The sequence below is a fragment of the Rhizobium glycinendophyticum genome, from assembly GCF_006443685.1.
Lineage (GTDB): Bacteria > Pseudomonadota > Alphaproteobacteria > Rhizobiales > Rhizobiaceae > Allorhizobium > Allorhizobium glycinendophyticum.
The window spans coordinates 210,476-227,778 of record NZ_VFYP01000004.1 but is presented as its reverse complement, the minus strand read 5'-3'; the positions used below and the strand labels follow the sequence as shown (position 1 = coordinate 227,778).

At 60.8% G+C, this 17,303-nt stretch carries 14 protein-coding genes and 1 pseudogene; 12 read left to right on the top strand and 3 right to left on the bottom strand.

The window, feature by feature from the left end; translation table 11 throughout:
- The first annotated feature begins 34 nt into the window (after window positions 1-34).
- Complete coding sequence (locus FJQ55_RS20195; protein ID WP_140831352.1) at window positions 35-679, top strand: response regulator transcription factor; 645 nt, start codon at window positions 35-37, stop codon at window positions 677-679.
- A gap of 63 nt (window positions 680-742) precedes the next feature.
- Here the strand turns inward: FJQ55_RS20195 and FJQ55_RS20190 are convergent, their stop codons facing one another.
- Window positions 743-1,582, bottom strand: coding sequence for an MBL fold metallo-hydrolase (locus FJQ55_RS20190; RefSeq protein WP_140831350.1), 840 nt, complete (start codon window positions 1,580-1,582; stop codon window positions 743-745).
- Window positions 1,583-1,883: 301 nt separating this feature from the next.
- Here FJQ55_RS20190 and FJQ55_RS23570 point away from each other — a divergent pair.
- The 5 genes and pseudogenes from FJQ55_RS23570 to FJQ55_RS20170 form a co-directional block, all read left to right on the top strand.
- Window positions 1,884-2,201 (top strand): annotated as a pseudogene (locus FJQ55_RS23570) (hypothetical protein); the annotation flags it as partial.
- Window positions 2,202-2,961: 760 nt separating this feature from the next.
- On the top strand, window positions 2,962-3,138 hold the full coding sequence (locus FJQ55_RS23475; RefSeq protein WP_167507770.1) for a hypothetical protein: 177 nt from the start codon (window positions 2,962-2,964) through the stop codon (window positions 3,136-3,138).
- A gap of 137 nt (window positions 3,139-3,275) precedes the next feature.
- Window positions 3,276-4,349 (top strand): DUF3991 and toprim domain-containing protein, encoded by a 1,074-nt coding sequence (locus tag FJQ55_RS20180; protein ID WP_246085214.1) that lies wholly within the window; start codon window positions 3,276-3,278, stop codon window positions 4,347-4,349.
- A gap of 74 nt (window positions 4,350-4,423) precedes the next feature.
- Window positions 4,424-5,029: a DUF1419 domain-containing protein gene (locus FJQ55_RS20175; protein WP_140831348.1), complete on the top strand. Its 606-nt coding sequence runs from the start codon at window positions 4,424-4,426 to the stop codon at window positions 5,027-5,029.
- A gap of 90 nt (window positions 5,030-5,119) precedes the next feature.
- Entirely contained in the window at window positions 5,120-10,210 is a 5,091-nt protein-coding gene (locus FJQ55_RS20170) for a DEAD/DEAH box helicase family protein (protein ID WP_140831346.1), read from the top strand.
- 165 nt (window positions 10,211-10,375) lie between these two features.
- Here the strand turns inward: FJQ55_RS20170 and FJQ55_RS20165 are convergent, their stop codons facing one another.
- Window positions 10,376-10,636 (bottom strand): hypothetical protein, encoded by a 261-nt coding sequence (locus FJQ55_RS20165; RefSeq protein ID WP_140831344.1) that lies wholly within the window; start codon window positions 10,634-10,636, stop codon window positions 10,376-10,378.
- Between the two features lie 290 nt (window positions 10,637-10,926).
- On the opposite strand from FJQ55_RS20165, the gene FJQ55_RS20160 reads away from it, so the two are divergent.
- From FJQ55_RS20160 to FJQ55_RS20135, 6 genes are all read left to right on the top strand, one after another.
- Window positions 10,927-11,244 (top strand): hypothetical protein, encoded by a 318-nt coding sequence (locus FJQ55_RS20160; protein WP_140831343.1) that lies wholly within the window; start codon window positions 10,927-10,929, stop codon window positions 11,242-11,244.
- Between the two features lie 326 nt (window positions 11,245-11,570).
- On the top strand, window positions 11,571-13,316 hold the full coding sequence (locus FJQ55_RS20155; protein ID WP_140831341.1) for a ParB N-terminal domain-containing protein: 1,746 nt from the start codon (window positions 11,571-11,573) through the stop codon (window positions 13,314-13,316).
- Window positions 13,313-14,206 carry a DUF7007 domain-containing protein gene (locus FJQ55_RS20150; protein WP_140831339.1) on the top strand — a complete coding sequence of 298 codons (894 nt, stop codon included), beginning with the start codon at window positions 13,313-13,315 and terminating at the stop codon, window positions 14,204-14,206. Before FJQ55_RS20155 ends, FJQ55_RS20150 begins: the two co-directional genes overlap by 4 nt.
- Window positions 14,203-14,436 carry a hypothetical protein gene (locus FJQ55_RS20145; protein WP_246085213.1) on the top strand — a complete coding sequence of 78 codons (234 nt, stop codon included), beginning with the start codon at window positions 14,203-14,205 and terminating at the stop codon, window positions 14,434-14,436. The genes FJQ55_RS20150 and FJQ55_RS20145 overlap by 4 nt, the downstream gene beginning before the upstream one ends.
- 476 nt (window positions 14,437-14,912) lie before the next feature.
- Window positions 14,913-15,500 carry a hypothetical protein gene (locus FJQ55_RS20140; protein ID WP_140831337.1) on the top strand — a complete coding sequence of 196 codons (588 nt, stop codon included), beginning with the start codon at window positions 14,913-14,915 and terminating at the stop codon, window positions 15,498-15,500.
- 277 nt (window positions 15,501-15,777) lie between these two features.
- A complete protein-coding gene (locus FJQ55_RS20135) occupies window positions 15,778-16,701 on the top strand; it encodes an ArdC family protein (RefSeq protein ID WP_140831335.1) in 924 nt (307 codons plus the stop codon).
- A gap of 3 nt (window positions 16,702-16,704) precedes the next feature.
- On the opposite strand, the gene FJQ55_RS23470 is transcribed toward FJQ55_RS20135, so the two are convergent.
- Window positions 16,705-16,878, bottom strand: coding sequence for a hypothetical protein (locus FJQ55_RS23470; protein WP_167507769.1), 174 nt, complete (start codon window positions 16,876-16,878; stop codon window positions 16,705-16,707).
- Window positions 16,879-17,303 lie beyond the last annotated feature (425 nt).

Sequence of the window (17,303 nt, the reverse complement as noted above, 5' to 3'; positions counted from 1 at the left end):
TCACGCGGGCGTCGGATCAAGATGGGGACCGGCAATGTCGACGAACGCTTCAACCGTTTACGTAATTGACGATGATACTTCCTTATCTCAGGCATTGTGTCTTCTCTTTGAATCCGCTGGATTGAGCTGTCAGACGTATTCCGACGTGGAGGATTTCCTGGCCGCGGAAATTGGCCCTGAGCCAGGCTGCCTCGTCTTGGACGTGAGGCTGCCGGGAATCAACGGCCTCGAATTTCAGTCAAAACTCGGCGAGTACGGTATCAACCTCCCGGTTGTGATGATGACAGGGCATGCCGACGTTCCCATGTCGGTACGTGCGATGAAGGCGGGGGCTGTAGACTTTCTACCCAAGCCGTTCGGGGATCAGGAACTTCTTGACGCGGTCGGAATCGCGATCGAAAAAGACTGCGCAGCAAGGCGGAACTCGTCCACCGTTTCGGGTGTCGTTCAGATGTTCCAGGCTATGTCCCTGAGAGAGCGACAGGTCATGACGTTGGTGACATCGGGACTGCTGAACAAGCAGGTGGCCGGACAGCTGGGACTGAGCGAAATATCCGTAAAAATTCATCGCGGCTCCGCAATGCGCAAGATGGGCGCGAGGACGCTCCCGGACCTCGTGCGCATGGCCGAAATCGTCAGAGGAACACGCATGATGGCCGATGAACGGTTGGAGGTCTGAGATCGACCGACCTGTTCCACGTCATTTTCCAAGTTGAAACTGGAGGCGATGCATCTTCTGACCCTAGCCGGAGACGTTACCATAACGCATGGAGGCCAGTTGACCGGTGTCATGGGAGGCGAAAATTGAGACCTCGTTACCGTGCTCCTGTTTGAGTTTGCGAAGCCTCTCGATGTTGTCAATTCGGGCACGCCGATTGCTGCTCATGATTGCCTGATAGGCTTTGATTCCGACAGGACAATAGGGGTGCGCCAGATCAAGCTGCCCATTGTGCATAAAGCTGTCTCCAGCGTTCAAAATCCAGTGACCTTCCGACTTGATCGCGACCCCCGCATGACCCAGCGTGTGACCTGGCAACGGAACAAAGAGTATCTCCGGAGGTAGTCCTCGAAGGTCTCGGACCGAACTCAGGCCAAACCATGCCTCACCGTCAGGCTCGTACATTTGCCAATCAGTGACATCTCTCCACATGGCCGGTCTGTAACGTTGCCTGGAAACGAAGCTTCGCGCGTTCTCTGCCGCCTGTCGCTCACCTGACATCACGTGGACTGCAGCCTCTGGAAAATCGGCGATTCCGCCGGCGTGATCGAAATCCAGATGCGTGAGGACGATGTGGCGCACATCACGCGACGAAAAGCCCAGGGCCTCGATCTGACGTATCGCGGTGTCTTGTTCGCGAAGGCGTGTATTGAGAAAAAGCGGCCAGGTAACGGGGAGTCTGCGCGCCGATGCTCGCAAGATGTCTTTCAGTCCGTAACCTGTATCGATCAAAACTAAACATTTCGGAGTCTCAACAAGTAGACAGTGAGTGCAGATGTTTGCCAGTAGGCCTCTGCTCGATCCGTCGAAAAGGAACCCACCGAGGGGGCAATGTGAGCCGCAGTTGAGATGGTGGATACGCATACAAGGTCCCAGAGTTCATTGGGAGGTTGAAATTGAACAGTGATCACGCCTGCCCAGATCATTCAATCATACGGAGGTATGGCATCTTCGCCACTAAAGAATGTATCGGCTAGCAGCTATCTGTCCTCCGCTTTACGCCGCCGTGCAAAATGCAGGCGCGGGGAGGGCGGCAGACCTAGCTCGCGTTCCCGATAAGCGCGATATTCTGAAAAAGAGCGGCCGCGTAACTCGCCAGGGAAGCTAAGGGAAGTCGGTATTCATTGTCCTTCCTCGCCTGCGGTTTTTGGTGCGGACGATGTGTAAGCCGAAGGATCAGGTATTGGTCCACTCGGATTAAGGCTCGCAGTTCACCAGCATGGACTATGCATCGTTGCTCAAGCACTACAATCGAGTTCATTCCCCTCTCGGCGATATCTTGTTTTGCCTGCCGGCAAGGGATGAGTTCGGCGCGGTAACTGCCATGACAATGCGGTGGCTGAAAGATTCTGCAATCTTCTCCAGGCGGGAGCGGGTACGCCGCAAGGTCCATCGTTCGCGCTAAGAGGCTCGCCAGGACGTGTTTGATAACATCGAGATGTTCTACCACGCGAAAGGCAAACATGTCACACGACGACAGTTGGGAAATTTCCGCGTTACCGTTGCGGAAGCTTCCATACGCTTTGGGAAATTTTCGACTGCTTTTCACAAGGTTGTTCGTCCGCCTGACGATACGTTCCATAATTCACATTATGCGATTTTTGATAAGCTAGTGAAAACGTTACTGTATATTGCATCTCCTTTCGTGATATGTGGTGTGTCGCCTGCGTCACAACCGTTCTCGGGAGAAAGATAATCCGCTTCCTCACACGATGGATCATACATTGCCGTGCAACAGGCAGCGATGTCAGATAGATGCCAGGCTTGTAGCAGCTTTAGATCTACTGGGATCCTATTATAAAGCGCAACGCCATGCGTTCCGTAGCCGGGCCGATGATGATCTCGACGAGTTCTGGCACGGGTCAAAAAATCGCCAGCGAAGTAGCCCTGGTAGAGCCACGAGCTGAGACGGATTTCGCTGTCCTCCAAGCCTAGTCCGATCAGGACAATGCTGGCCGCGGCTGACTGGTGGGTTGGCAAGAGAGGTGCTCGGCAACAAATGCTGAACTGGCTTCCGTAACTGATCTGTGCCGGATACCTCAATTCCGGCCGAAGCAGATCAATCCCGCTCTTTATGGATGGCGTCCTGGACCAAGTCCGGATCTCCGTCGATCAACCCACTATCGGGGTCGGCTAGCAAGCTGCCGCCGCTTGTCTTCGCCTGCGCGGTGATCGCGATCTGTCCTGGTCCTTTCGAGGAGCCATCGAGCGGGATCGGCCCGCTCCGGACGGAGGTTTCCCAAATGGCACAGGATCTTGCACTCGCACAAGCCCACGCATTTTCTCTTACGCGCATCCTCATGGTCCCGATCACCCTGTTCAAATCCGGCGACGAATTCGGCGTGCTTCCGTCCGACGAACTCGATGACGAAGACGATCTTGAGATCGTTCATGAGTATCTCCCCTGCGGGTCTCATTGAGACCCGCATGTCCTGCCGCTGGCGACCTGTCGGCCGCAAGGGAAGCTTCACCGCAGCGCTTGCTGCAACTTTTGTCAGTTGCGCACTGCGCCCTTGCCCCCTCCGCTCTTCGCGGCGGGACAGAGGTGACCCGCAGATTGCGGCAACAAAGAAGGAGCGTCCGCTACACGGCCGAAAGAAATATGAAACGAGAAAAATTAGAGGCGCTGCGCGCCAGGGTCAGTTGTGAAGCCCTGTTGGAGAAAGCCGGATACGAACTCGATCTGAGAGAAAGCACGCGTCGCGCCGTCAAATACCGGCATGGTGGCAGCATCATTATCGTGACCCATGACGGACGAGGCTGGTTCGATCCGCTGAGTGACGAGAAGGGTGACGTCTTCGGCCTCGCGATGTTTCTGGAAAAGACGACGTTCCCGGCCGCCGCGGACGCTGTCGCAGCGCTGGTCGGGTTTCAGCTTACCCGGCCGGAATGGCGTCCGTCGCGGTCTGCAGTGTCAGACGAGGCCATTGCTGACCGTTGGCGATGCCGGCGCTCGCCTTCGCCCGGATCGGGCGCGTGGCGCTATCTATCTTGGCAGCGCTTGATCCCGTCTGCCATAATCCGGCAGGCCATTCGGGTAGACATCCTGCGGGAAGGACCTTTCGGCAGCATGTGGGCGGCGCATGTTGATGGCCATGGCCGAGTGGTCGGCTGGGAAGAACGCGGACCCGAATGGCGCGGATTTTCGACCAGGGGATCGAAGCTTCTGTTCCGATTGGGTCCGAGTGATGCCAACCGCATTTGCGTCACCGAGGCCGCGATCGACGCGATGAGCCTCGCAGCGCTCGAGGGTTCACGCGAGGGCACGCTCTATCTCAGTACAGGCGGCGGGTGGTCACCGGCGACAGATGCAGCGCTCTGCGAACTCGCCCTCCGGCCGGGGCTGACACTGGTGGCCGCGACAGATGGCAATTCCCAAGGAGACATCTACGCAGCGCGTTTGCGTGCGCTCGCCGAGGTGTCCGGCTGCAATTGGCAGCGCCTTCGACCTTCGGCGGATGATTGGAACGAGGTCTTGAAGAACAGAGAGAAGGAGAGATGGGAAAGGAAAATGGAGAAGAAGATGAGGCCTGCCGCATGCGCGCCGGTCGCATCAAGGGAGGCTTTGCCCGGCCAAGGCTGGCCCTTGACCCGCCCGGACGCGAGGCCGGCCGCTCGGGAGGGGTCATGAAGGACTGAAGAGGATGGTGAGGTCGAAACGACATTGCCGACTTCGGTCCTCAAAACTCCGGAAGGACCAGGCCGATGACTTCGATATCCCTCCCCCGCAAAGTGTTTCAGGGTGTGGCCAAGCGCGCCGACATGTTCCGCATGTTCGACCGGCACGCCAAGCGCCCACATCGTTTTGGCGGTGATCAGTCCGACACCTATGCCGGCGAATGGTTCGAAATCGATGAGACCTCCTACTCCTATATGCTCGACATTCTGCCGCCGCTATGGATGCGTGGACCGATCTTTGCGATGCGCGAGTTTATGACCGGTTCCGTAACCTCCGTCTTCTACGCGATCCGCATCGATGACGCCGTCCGCTATTTCCACACCTACTGCGATCTCTCTGATCCAAACTCGGTCGAGGCCATGCGCTCTGCGATCCTTGATCGCGAAACCCGACTGGCCGGGGCAATGAGTCGCGAAGAACGGCTCGAGCATATCTGGAGTACCACCGCGGACGATTATCGCGGTTATGCCGGTCCCCGCTGGCCGAAGCCAGTGCAGGGCCATCGCACGGTGCTGCTCTATGGTGGCAAGGAAGGTACCTTCCTGAAGCTGCTCGACACGCTGACCGACGACGAAATCGCCGCCAAGCTGCCGGTGCATCTGCGCCATCTCCCCGCGGTCCTGGCAGCCTAAGCCAGAAACAGTCCCCACAATCCGAGCGCTGCAACTCGTCGAACTCTCGACCGGTCGATTTCGCACGCCCGCTTTCCAAAGGAGCTTTTCATGAGCAATGATCCCTTTACCTTCGACATGTTCGGCAGCTCTGCCCTGTCCTCCGGGCTCGGGTTTGGTGTGACCGCGTTTGGCGGTTTCTCTCCCGATCCCGCCAATGACGATGATCCAGATCCCACTCCGCCGGCATCGGCCCCTGCCCTCCCCGTCACTGCCGCGCCTGTTCGGCGAGCAGTGTCTCCAGCAAACTTCTATCTTGATGGTGACCGCGAGTTGGGCGCCTCCTGGAAGGATCGCGCCCGCGCGAATGTTGCGGCGATCCTCATCACCGACGCAATTGCCAAGCAGGACCGGCCGGCAACGTGTGAAGAACAGACGCAGCTGATCCGCTTCACCGGCTTTGGCGCCGACGAGCTCGCCAACGGCATGTTCCGCCGGCCGGGCGAGGTCGATTTCCGGCAAGGCTGGGACGATCTCGGTTCCTCGCTCGAAAGCGCCGTCTCCGAGGCAGATTATGCGTCCCTCGCCCGCTGCACCCAATACGCCCACTTCACGCCAGAATTTATCATCCGGTTGATCTGGGCTGGGATAGCAAAACTCGGGTGGCGCGGCGGCCGGGTGCTGGAGCCGGGCATCGGCACAGGTCTGTTCCCGGCCCTAATGCCGGAGCGCTTTCGCGATGCCACCTATCTCACCGGGATCGAGCTTGATGCGGTCACGGCCCGCATCGTCGGCCTGCTGCAGCCGAAGGCCCGGATTATCAATGGCGACTTCGCCCGCACCGATCTGGCGCCGATCTACGATCTTGCCATCGGCAACCCGCCCTTTTCCGATCGTACTGTCCGCTCGGACCGCACCTATCGCGGACTCGGCCTTCGTCTCCACGACTATTTCATCGCCCGGTCGATCGATCTTCTGAAGCCCGGCGCGCTCGCCGCCTTTGCCACCTCACATGGCACGATGGACAAGGCGGACACGACAGCGCGGGAGCATATCGCCAAGTCCGCAGACTTGATTGCGGCCATTCGTCTGCCCGAAGGCAGTTTTCGCCTGGACGCCGGCACTGACGTCGTTGTCGACATCCTGTTCTTCCGCAAACGCAAGGCCGGTGAGGCTGAAGGCAATCAGCTGTGGCTCGATGTCGATGAGATCAGGCCGGCCACCAACGATGAAGGTGCGATCCGTGTCAACAGGTGGTTTGCCCACCATCCTGATTTCGTACTCGGTACCCACACCCTGACCTCGGGGCCGTTCGGCGAGACCTATACGTGCCGTTCCCATGATGGCGAAGATCTTGAAGCGGCGCTCGCCGCTGCTGTCGATCTTCTGCCGGCGAACCTCTACGACGGCGAGCCCACGCCCATCGATCTCGATCTGGAAGATGAACTCGGGGAGATTGTCGATCTGCAACCGAAGGGCGTGCCTGTTCGCGAGGGCAGCTTCTTCCTCGACCGCTCCAAGGGCCTGATGCAGATGCTCGACGGATCGGCTGCGCCGATTACCGTCCGCAAAGGCCGCACCGGCGACGGGATTTCGGAAAAGCATATCCGGATCATCAGCAAGCTGATCCCGATCCGCGATGCCGTGCGCGAGGTGTTGAAGGCACAGGAAAGCGATCGCCCCTGGCGTGATCTTCAGGTGCGGCTGCGTATCGCCTGGTCGAGCTTCGTGCGGGATTTCGGGCCGGTCAACAAGACGACCGTTTCCATTCAGGAAGACGCCGAAACAGGCGAGGTCAAGGAGACCCACCGCCAACCGAACCTTGCCCCCTTCCGGGATGACCCGGATTGCTGGCTGGTCGCCTCGATCGAGGACTACGATCTCGAGACAGACACGGCAAAGCCCGGTCCGATCTTCTCCGAACGGGTGATTGCTCCGCCGGCGCCGCCGAGCATCACATCGCCGGCAGATGCGCTCGCCGTCGTGCTGAACGAACGCGGCCATGTCGATATCGACCATATCGCCGAGCTGCTCCATAGCGATCCAGCTGATGTGATCGACGAGCTGGGAGAGGCTATCTTCCGTGACCCGGCCGATGGATCGTGGCAGACAGCCGATGGGTACCTCTCCGGGGCTGTGCGCACCAAGCTGTCTGCCGCGCAAGCGGCGACCGAGCTCGATCCGATCTATGAGCGCAATGTCTGCGCCCTGACCGATGTTCAGCCGGCCGATCTTCGCCCCTCCGACATCACGGTTCGTCTCGGCGCCCCATGGATCCCGGCTGCCGATGTCGTGGCTTTCGTCAAAGAAACGATGGAAGTCGATATCCGCATCCACCATATGCCGGAGCTCGGGTCGTGGACCGTCGAAGCTCGCCAACTCGGCTACAGCGCCGCCGGCACATCCGAATGGGGCACTAGCCGCCGGCATGCCGGCGATCTGCTCGCCGATGCCTTGAACAGCCGGGTCCCACAGATCTTCGACGTGATCAAGGATGTCGACGGCGAGCGCCGGGTCCTCAACGTCGTCGATACCGAGGCCGCGCGCGACAAGCTGCAGAGGATCAAACTGTCCTTTCAGGACTGGGTCTGGACCGATCCCGACCGCACTGATCGGTTGGCGCGGGAGTACAACGACCGCTTCAACAATATCGCGCCGCGCAAATTCGACGGGTCCCATCTCAAACTCCCCGGCGCCTCTGGCGCCTTCGTTCTTTATGGGCACCAGAAACGCGGAATTTGGCGGATCATCGCCGATGGTTCCACCTATCTCGCCCATGCCGTCGGCGCCGGCAAGACGATGACCATGGCGGCCGCCATCATGGAACAGCGCCGGCTCGGCCTGATTGCTAAGGCGATGTTGGTCGTGCCCGGCCATTGCCTGGCTCAGGCCGCCCGCGAATTCTTAGGTCTCTATCCGAATGCCCGTATTTTCGTCGCCGACGAGACCAATTTTACGAAGGACAAGCGCGCACGGTTCCTCAGCCGAGCGGCGACCGCGACCTGGGATGCGATCATCATCACCCACTCAGCCTTCCGCTTCATCGCGGTTCCCTCCACCTTTGAGCAGGCGATGATCCAGGATGAGTTGAAGCTCTATGAGGATCTGCTGACCAAAGTCGACAGCGAGGATCGCGTCTCGCGCAAGCGCCTCGAGCGGCTGAAGGAAGGACTGCAGGAGCGGCTCGAAGGTCTTGCCACTCGCAAGGACGACCTGCTGACGATCTCGGAAATCGGCATCGACCAGATCGTCGTCGACGAGGCGCAGGAATTCCGGAAGCTTTCCTTCGCGACTAATATGTCGACGCTAAAGGGTATCGACCCGAACGGCTCGCAGCGCGCCTGGGATCTCTATGTCAAATCACGCTATATCGAGACGAAAAACCCGGGCCGCGCATTGGTCCTGGCCTCCGGCACGCCGATCACCAACACGCTTGGCGAGATGTTCTCCATCCAACGGCTGCTTGGCCACGCGGCACTTGCTGAGCGCGGGCTTCACGAGTTCGATGCGTGGGCATCCTGCTTCGGCGATACGACGACCGAACTCGAAATCCAGCCGTCCGGCAAATACAAGCCGGTCAGCCGCTTCGCCTCCTTCGTCAACGTGCCCGAACTGATTGCCATGTTCCGAACCTTTGCCGACGTCGTCTTGCCGGACGATCTAAGGCAATATGTGAAGGTGCCCAACCTCTCTACCGGCCGCCGGCAGATCCTCACGGCCAAGCCGACGGCGCTGTTCAAGACCTACCAGCAGATGCTCGATACCAGGATCAAGGCGATCGAGAAACGCGAAGGTCCGGCCAAGCCCGGCGATGACATTCTGCTCTCCGTTATCACTGACGGACGCCATGCCGCGATCGACCTGCGCTTCGTCATGCCGGCAGCCGGCAATGAGGCGGACAATAAGCTCAATCTGCTGGTCCGCAATGCCCACCGGATCTGGATAGAGACCGGCGAGGCCATCTATCGCCGCCCTGACGGCAAGGACTTTGATCTCCCCGGCGCCGCACAGATGATCTTTTCCGATCTCGGCACGATCAATGTCGAAAAGTCCCGCGGCTTCTCCGCCTATCGGTTCATCCGCGATGAACTAATCCGGCTTGGCGTGCCCGCCGCGCAGATCGCGTTCATGCAGGATTACAAGAAAACCGAGGCCAAGCAGCGGCTGTTCGGCGACGTTCGCGCCGGCAAGGTCCGGTTTCTCATCGGCTCTTCCGAGACGATGGGCACAGGGGTCAATGCCCAACTGCGGCTTAAGGCCCTCCACCATCTCGACGTTCCATGGCTGCCGTCGCAGATTGAGCAGCGCGAGGGTCGGATCGTGCGACAGGGCAACCAGCATGACGAGGTCGACATCTTCGCCTATGCCACGGAGGGTTCGCTCGACGCCAGCATGTGGCAGAACAATGAGCGCAAGGCCCGTTTCATCGCCGCCGCCTTGTCGGGAGATACCTCAATCCGCCGGCTCGAAGACATCGGCGAAGGTGCCGCCAGCCAATTCGCCATGGCAAAGGCTATCGCCTCCGGCGATGCGCGGCTGATGCAGAAGGCTGGCCTCGAAGCCGATATTGCCAGGCTCGAACGGCTACGGGCCGCGCACGAAGACGATCAGTATGCCGTCCGCCGACAGATGCGTGATGCAGAGCGTGAGATCGAAACGGCGAACCGCCGTATCGGCGAAATCGAACAGGACACCGCCCGGCTTAAGCCGACCGGCGGCGATGCCTTCACCATGACGGTGCTCGGGCAAGAATATACCGAGCGAAAGGAGGCCGGTCGCGCGCTGATGAAAGAGATCCTCACGCTTCTGCAGTTGCGGCAAGAGGGCGAGGTGCATCTGGGGACGATCGGTGGCTTCGATCTTGTCTATGAGGGTGAGCGCTTCGGCAAAGGCGATGGTTATCGTTATGAGACGCTGCTACAGCGCACCGGGGCCGACTACGAGATCGATCTGGCGGTGACGGTCACACCGCTCGGAGCCATATCACGCCTGGAACACGCTCTCAGGGGCTTCGATGTGGAACAGAACCAGTATCGCCGGCAGCTCGAAGAGGCCAAGCGGCGATTAGTGTCCTACCGGTCCCGAGACGGAGGCACTTTTGCGTTCGCAGACGACCTCAAGGAAACGCGGTTGAAGTTGAGGTCAATCGACGCACAGCTGGCGGAAGGTCTGGACAACGTGACCGCCGCGGCAGCTGCATAGCTGCGTTGCACAATAAATGTTATCCAGCTGGTCAAAACTCGGGCAAAGTGCCTTCAGCTGATGCGCATGACGGTCACCTCCCAATTCCGTCGCAGCAGCTGTTCCCCTCTGGAGGTTTTAGATCTCCACACTTCATGGGCCGCGGTTTTCCGCAGGCCCATTTTTTTATTCTTTGGTCACCTCGTACGATGATTCCGAAGGGTTTATGCCGGAGAGGCTATTGCGCGAGCCCCGCCGCTCGGCAACTTGTAGAGCGGTCATTTCAAGGTATCGTAAGCGCATGGCCTTCATGTCGATTTCTCCCCCGATCCATTCCTCCAGTAAGGCAAGGAAGGCAGGATCCGTGTCGATCGCCGTCCCACGCCCTTTCGCGCGATCAATGGCGCGTTGTGCGATCGCTCTGCGGGCCTCGGGATCTGTGCCCATGTTGTTTCACCTGGCATTCTGATAAGCGGCGAGCCCTATCTGGCGGCAAGTTGAATTACGACTTGAAAATGCCTTTCGTCAACAATATCTGAGCATCACTTCCTGATGAGACGATGTCGTGCTCGCTGCAATTGCTGAGGCGTTTGATATTGTCCCGGGATACAGAAGAAGGCGCTCCCCTCACGGGTTGAGCGCCTTTTTTGTGTCCGATGTGGCTGCAAATGCGATGCTGCACTTGACCACGCCACCTTTGCGATTGAGATCTTCACCGAAACACTCTGTGGGAATACATGCCATTTTTTCTCGTGACGCAGGCATCGCTGGTCGAGGCTCTAGGTGAGCAGGAGGCCGCTCAAAAGGGCGTCGACCGCCTCCGCTCCGGAGGACAGGTCACCGTCGCGGTCAAATCGGATGAAATAACGATCACGCACGTTGTGGTCGCCGCAGTGGCCGAAGAGCCTCTGCCGGTCTCGCTATCCGACGCCGCCGATCCACCGCCTGCTGCTGTTGCTACCTCCGAAGCCGGTCCTCCCGCAACGGAAAGTAAAAAGCTGATCCTGAAGCGTATGCTCGCCGATGGTCTGGCTCTTCTTGGGCGCCGAACGTAGTCTCGTCTTTGAAGGTCGAGCCCTCACCATTCTATCGTCTTCGAGCGTCGATTCGAATTGAAAGTGAGGAGAAGAAAAGCTGGAAGGTGAACCGGTCGCAGATCGGTGCTCCTGCCGCCGCTTTCGCTCAACCGCCGCCTGCGTCATCCCGGCTGCTTGTCCTTCGCAAGACTGTTAGCCCCGCTCGCTCTACGCAGCAGGGATGCTCCGCCGCAGTTGCGGCAGTCCGGCTGATCGGCGGTCCGGGAGGTGTCTTCGAAAAGAAAATGAAGACAGGAAGGACTGGCAAGGCGCCGGTCCGGAACTCTCCTGAAAGGAACCGTCCCATGCAGATCATGAAGGTTGACCCGCGCGCTCTGAAGGAAAACCCCGACCGGATGCGCCAGTCGAAGTCGTCACCGCAGGCAGATGCGCTAATGCTGGCGACGATCAAGGCCGTCGGCATCGTCCAGCCGCCAGTGGTTGCACCCGAAATGGATGGCGGAAACGGCTATATCATCGACGCCGGCCATCGTCGCGTCCGGCTCGCTATCGCCGCCGGTCTCGAAGAAATCGAGATCCCCGTCGCAGACGCTGCCAACGATAACGGGGCGATGCGGTCCATGGTCGAGAACAGCGTTCGCGAGGCTCTTAACCCGGTTGACCAGTGGCGCGGTATCGAACGGCTGGTTGCTCTCGGCTGGACCGAGGAAGCGATCGCGGTTGCTCTTGCCCTCCCCGTCCGCCAGATCCGCAAGCTGCGCCTGCTCGCCAACGTCCTGCCGGCCATGCTCGAACAGATGGCCCTGGGTGACATGCCGTCCGAGCAGCAGTTGCGCGTCATCGCGGCTGCCGGCCAGGTCGACCAGAAGGAGGTCTGGAAAGCCCACAAACCGAAGCAGGGTGACACCGCGCCCTGGTGGCAGATCGCCAACGCGCTGACCAAGAAGCGCATGTACGCCAAGGATGCGAGCTTTGGCGACGATCTTGCTCAGGCCTACGGGATCGAATGGGTCGAGGATCTCTTCGCGCCGGCTGATCAGGACGGCCGCTACACCACCAATGTCGAGGGATTTCTCGGTGCCCAGCATGAATGGATGACGAACAATCTGCCGAAGAAGGGTGCGATCGTCGATGTCAACAGCTGGGGCCAGCCGGAGCTGCCGAAGAAGGCGTCTCAAGTCTACGGCAAGCCGTCCAAGTCGGACCACACGGCACTTTATCTCGATCGCGACGGCAAGGTGCAAACTGTTCATTATCGCATGCCCGAGACCGCGAAGCCGAAGGGCACTGCTGGTAACGGCTCTGTCGGTGGCGACGACGACGCAATCGCCACGCATAAGGCCCGACCGGATGTGACCCAGAAGGGTCATGACATGATCGGCGATTTCCGCACTGATGCGCTGCACGACGCACTAGGCCGCGCGCCGATCGAGGACGATATGCTGATGGCGCTGATGGTGCTGGCCTTTGCCGGCCAGAACGCCCGCATCGACTCCGGCGCGGATGGGACCTTCTATGGCGGCAAGCGCTTCTCGCGCCACGCCGTCGGGTTGTTCGACGAGCATGGCAAGCTCGCCTTTAATCAAGATGCGCTTCGAGTCGCCGTTCGCTCTGTGCTGATCGATGTGCTCTCGTGCCGTCGCGGCATGTCGAATAGCGGCATGGTCGCGCGCATCGCCGGCGAGGCGATCGGCGCTGATGAATTCCTGCCGAACATGGGTTCGGAAGATTTCCTGTTGTGCCTGTCGCGCCAGGCGTTGGAAGCATCTTGCGCCGAGGCATCGGTTCAGCCACGGCAGAAGGTGCGGGAAACCCGCGCAGCGCTCGTCGAGCATTTTGCGACCGAACACTTCGTCCATCCTTCCGGCCGCTTCGCGCCGCCGGCCGACGAACTACTCGACTGGATCCGCGCGGGTGCTGCCGCTGACGTCATCGGCACGGGCTCCCAGGATGACGAAGACGGTGATACTGGCGGCACCACTGAAGAGCATGAGGGGCCGGTCGAAGAGGAGGCGGGTCAGGATGATCTGCACGACGCCGAGGTCGACGATGGCCACGACCAGGATTTCGATCAGAGGGCGGCCGCATGACCGGCGCCCTGAAGTCAAGCTCGGCAACACCCACCCCCGATCTTTCGGGGGTGGAGTTTGCGACAAGCGCGGACGGCATGCCCGTCGCTCGCATTGATGACACCGTCCTTGCCATGGTCACGTCGCCCAGCGGCTTCGTATTCCTAGCGAGTGCCGTCTTCGTGCGCCGGCCGCTCGCTGAGCTGACCCGCGCCGATTTCATCGGACACGACGGGCGGGTGGCCGACGAGGATGAGTTTCGAGCGCGCGTTGCCGAGATCGCCGGTCACAAGCGCGATCTGGCGGAACTGAACCGCGCGCGGACGCGCATGTCTATGAGCACGCCCTGGGGTGGCTCGCAGATGGCGGTCATCTATACCGAGGGCGTCGTCGCTCATAGCACGGCCGGCCACGGTGGTTTTCACCTATCTGCCGACCGAAATGCCAAAATCCATCCGCTGCTGCGGAAGGACACGCCATGGTACGAGGAAGATTGCGAATGGGCGATCGTGGCAATCACCTTTCCGGACCTGTTCACTGGATATGAGCGAGCCGCGGCCGAAAAGACCATCCGCAATACCTGGCCGGATGCCTGGGAGGCGATCCACGGCGCCAAGCTGGCCGAGGGAGAAAGCTGGGCGAGGGATCGACGGGCGTTCGATCAGCGTCATGCGGCAGACTATATCGTCACTTCGGCAATCCTCTCCGTTCAACACCCCGGCATGACCGAGGTCGTGGCTGTCGTCGGTGGTGACCGGAGATCTGACGACGATGAGCGTCGCTTCCTGGTGCCGAGCGACGAGTATGCTGGGCGCGACCGGTTTGGCTTTGTCATGGATCCCGACCGTCACGCCGAATATCATGGGCCGTCCTCCTTCATCGGCTGGCGAGGTCGGGGGGATGGCTCATGATAGACGTTCGCGCTCCGAAACCGCTGGACAAGGCAATCGGCACCCGACGTGAGACCCAGCGGCATCTCGATTGCCTGGCCCGGCAGATTGCAGCGCGCGCCGGGCGGCAGGCGATCCCCGTGAAGGTCCGGAGCCGGGCGCGCCGCCGCTTCAGTCCCCGGCTCTACTATCGGAGCTGGCCGATCACCTGGCTTTCGAACGGTGGGGCGAACTCGACACGCTCGCATTGAGGCTGGCGGTTCAAGACCAGATCATCGACGCGCTCGAGCATTGCGGTAATGCGTCCAACTCGCCGGTGGCGGGATAGGCGGACCTCTAACGGGAATGTGCGTTGGGTGGCATCTAGTCAGCTTGCGGCCACGGCATCTCCCTGGGTGGCGGGCTCGGCCCATATGGTCCCTCGTTGGTATGCATCTGAAAACTGATCCGTGCCGGACTGCCCTTCTTTTTCGTTGCGGTCTGAACCGGCGGCCGGTCGTTTCAAGGCCGCTAGCGCGCCGCGGCGCGGCCGATCCAACCTCTTTGCGCGAGGGCAGGCTTGCGGGCCTGCTCAGGTCAAGACCTGCTGGCCCCGCAAACCTGCCCTGCTGGCTCGGTCGGATCGAACCTGTGAAGCCGTCCGTCCCTTGCCGGTTCTTGAGTGCCCGCATCGAAGGGCAGACCGGCACGGGCCGGAACCGCTTCGGAAGCCAAGGAAGGAACAGACATGGCCAAGGCCTCTACCCCAAATCGCTCAAACGCACGGGTCTCGCAATCTCGCCGTTCTACCACCCTCGAAATGGTCCGCCTCTCCTGCCCCGACGCCACCCAAGCGTCCAAGATTGCGACAAGCTTCGGCACGGCAGTCATCGACAGCGATGGCATCCGCAGCCTGCATGAGCGGCTGATCGTCGAGACCGCCGAAAGCCTGTCCGAAGGCCTCGGCGACAAGGCGATGCAGATCCATCTCCAGCGCATTGTCGGGGCCTTCGTCGGATCCGCGCATGGCGCCGGGCAATTCTACTCCCGCGCCGTCACAGAGGCGCGTGACGCTACCGCCAAGGCATCGAATGACGCCCGCGACGAAGACCTCGACGGTCCGGTAGGCTATGGCAGCGCCGCCCAGCGCAAGCGCGAATTCGCCGCCGACATGGGTGTCCAGTCCCACGCGCTGCGAATGGCGGCCGAAGGGGCTGTGGCCGCCTACGAACAGGTTGTCGGTGAGAGCTGGAAGCCGTTCGACCGCCCGGTCGAGAACCCCGGCGCATCGCTCGACCGCAAGGCGGCCGAAGCTCAGATGACTGCTCTCGGATGACACCATCGGCGGGGCAACGCCCCGCCCTCATTCTTCCCCCCGAGGCCAGCGCCTGCAGCGCCGGCCTTTTCTTGTGTCGAAAATGAAGGCTGAAGACGTGCGCTATCGTGGCCCGTCCCGCTCGGCGGTCCTGCAGGAGCCGGGCGCCCATGCAACGGCTTTGCCGTCCTCCACGCTGTTGCGGCCGTTCCGGTGCATGGGCGCACCATCGGCTCCTGGCTTCGGACCTCCGTGACGGACCGCGACAGGCGCGGTCTTGAGATAAGGAGAAGAAGCCATGACCAGGAAAACGGAAGCGGATCGCATCGACATCTACACGCGGATCACCGACCGGATCGTCGAGGATCTCGGACAGGGCGTGCGCCCCTGGATGAAGCCGTGGAGCGCCGCCAACACCAGTGACCGGATTACCCGGCCGGTGCGCCATAACGGCCTGCCCTACTCCGGCATGAACGTGCTCTTGTTGTGGTCGGCGCAGCTGTCGCGCGGCTTCTCCTCCTCGATGTGGATGACATTCAAGCAGGCTCTCGAACTGGGCGGAGCGGTGCGAAAGGGCGAAACGGGCTCGACGGTGGTCTTCGCCAGTCGGTTCACCAAGGCGGTGGCTGACGGGAATGGCAACGATGTCGACCGGGAAATCCCGTTCCTGAAGGCGTATTCGGTGTTCAATATAGAGCAGATCGATGGCCTGCCAGACATCTATTATACCCCGCCGGCCACGATGCGGGATCCTGTCGGGCGTATTGAGAGCGCCGATCGCTTTATTAACGCGACGGGCGCAGTCATCCGGCACGGCGGCAGTCAGGCCTACTACTCACCCGTCATGGACTACATCCAGATGCCGCCCTTCGAGGCGTTTCGCGATGCTGCTGGATACGCGGCCGTCCTCAGCCATGAGGCGACGCACTGGACAGCAGCCGAGGGCCGCGTCGGCCGTGACCTGTCGCGCTATGCAAAGGATCGGACAGAACGAGCCCGTGAAGAGCTCATCGCCGAGCTCGGCAGTTGCTTCCTTTGCGCCGACCTTGGCATCGCTCCGGAGCTTGAGCCACGGCCCGATCACGCGTCCTACCTGCAGTCCTGGCTATCGGTCCTTGCCAACGACAAGCGGGCCATCTTCCAGGCGGCGGCTCACGCGCAGCGCGCGGTGAGCTTCCTGCATTCCCTGCAGCCAGAGGCGGATCTGAAGGCTGCGGCCTGAAGGTCAGGCGTGGTCGTCACCACCGGTGGCGGCCGCTTGTTCCATATCACGCTGATCTTGGAGACCCTGTGCGATGTCTGCATCCAGCCGTCCCCAGATCGACGGTTTTTGAGTGTCTGGCTTCGGTTTGCGGGAAGGTTTGCGCTCAATGATGAACGGCTTGGTCTGCTGACGCATTGATCCTCCAGGCTGCGATTCGCGAGCGCGACGATATCGCACCGGGCATGGCAGGCAAGTCGGACGACGTTCGCACGGGACCCATTCCCCAACCGAGGCGGACTCCGACGCCTGTACGGGCGGAGCATAAGCCGGGTTGCCACTCTTCCCATGAGCAAAGGCGGTGAGCGCCATTGCCATATCCCTTCACGACAGAGTTTCCGGCAGCCCATCTGCGGGCTCGATGGGGCATGTCTGACCGGAGACCGGCTGCGCCTCGATCGTCTTCCCGCAACGACAAGGCTCAGATTTCTTACCCCGGCGACCTGTGGTCCCCTCCTCGCCCACTAACAAATCTGCGACTTGCCGCCCTCCATTGCATTGCGGCCTTATCAGGTGCGGCCCGATCGTCTCCGGTCTTGTCGACTGCCATCGAGGCCGCGATG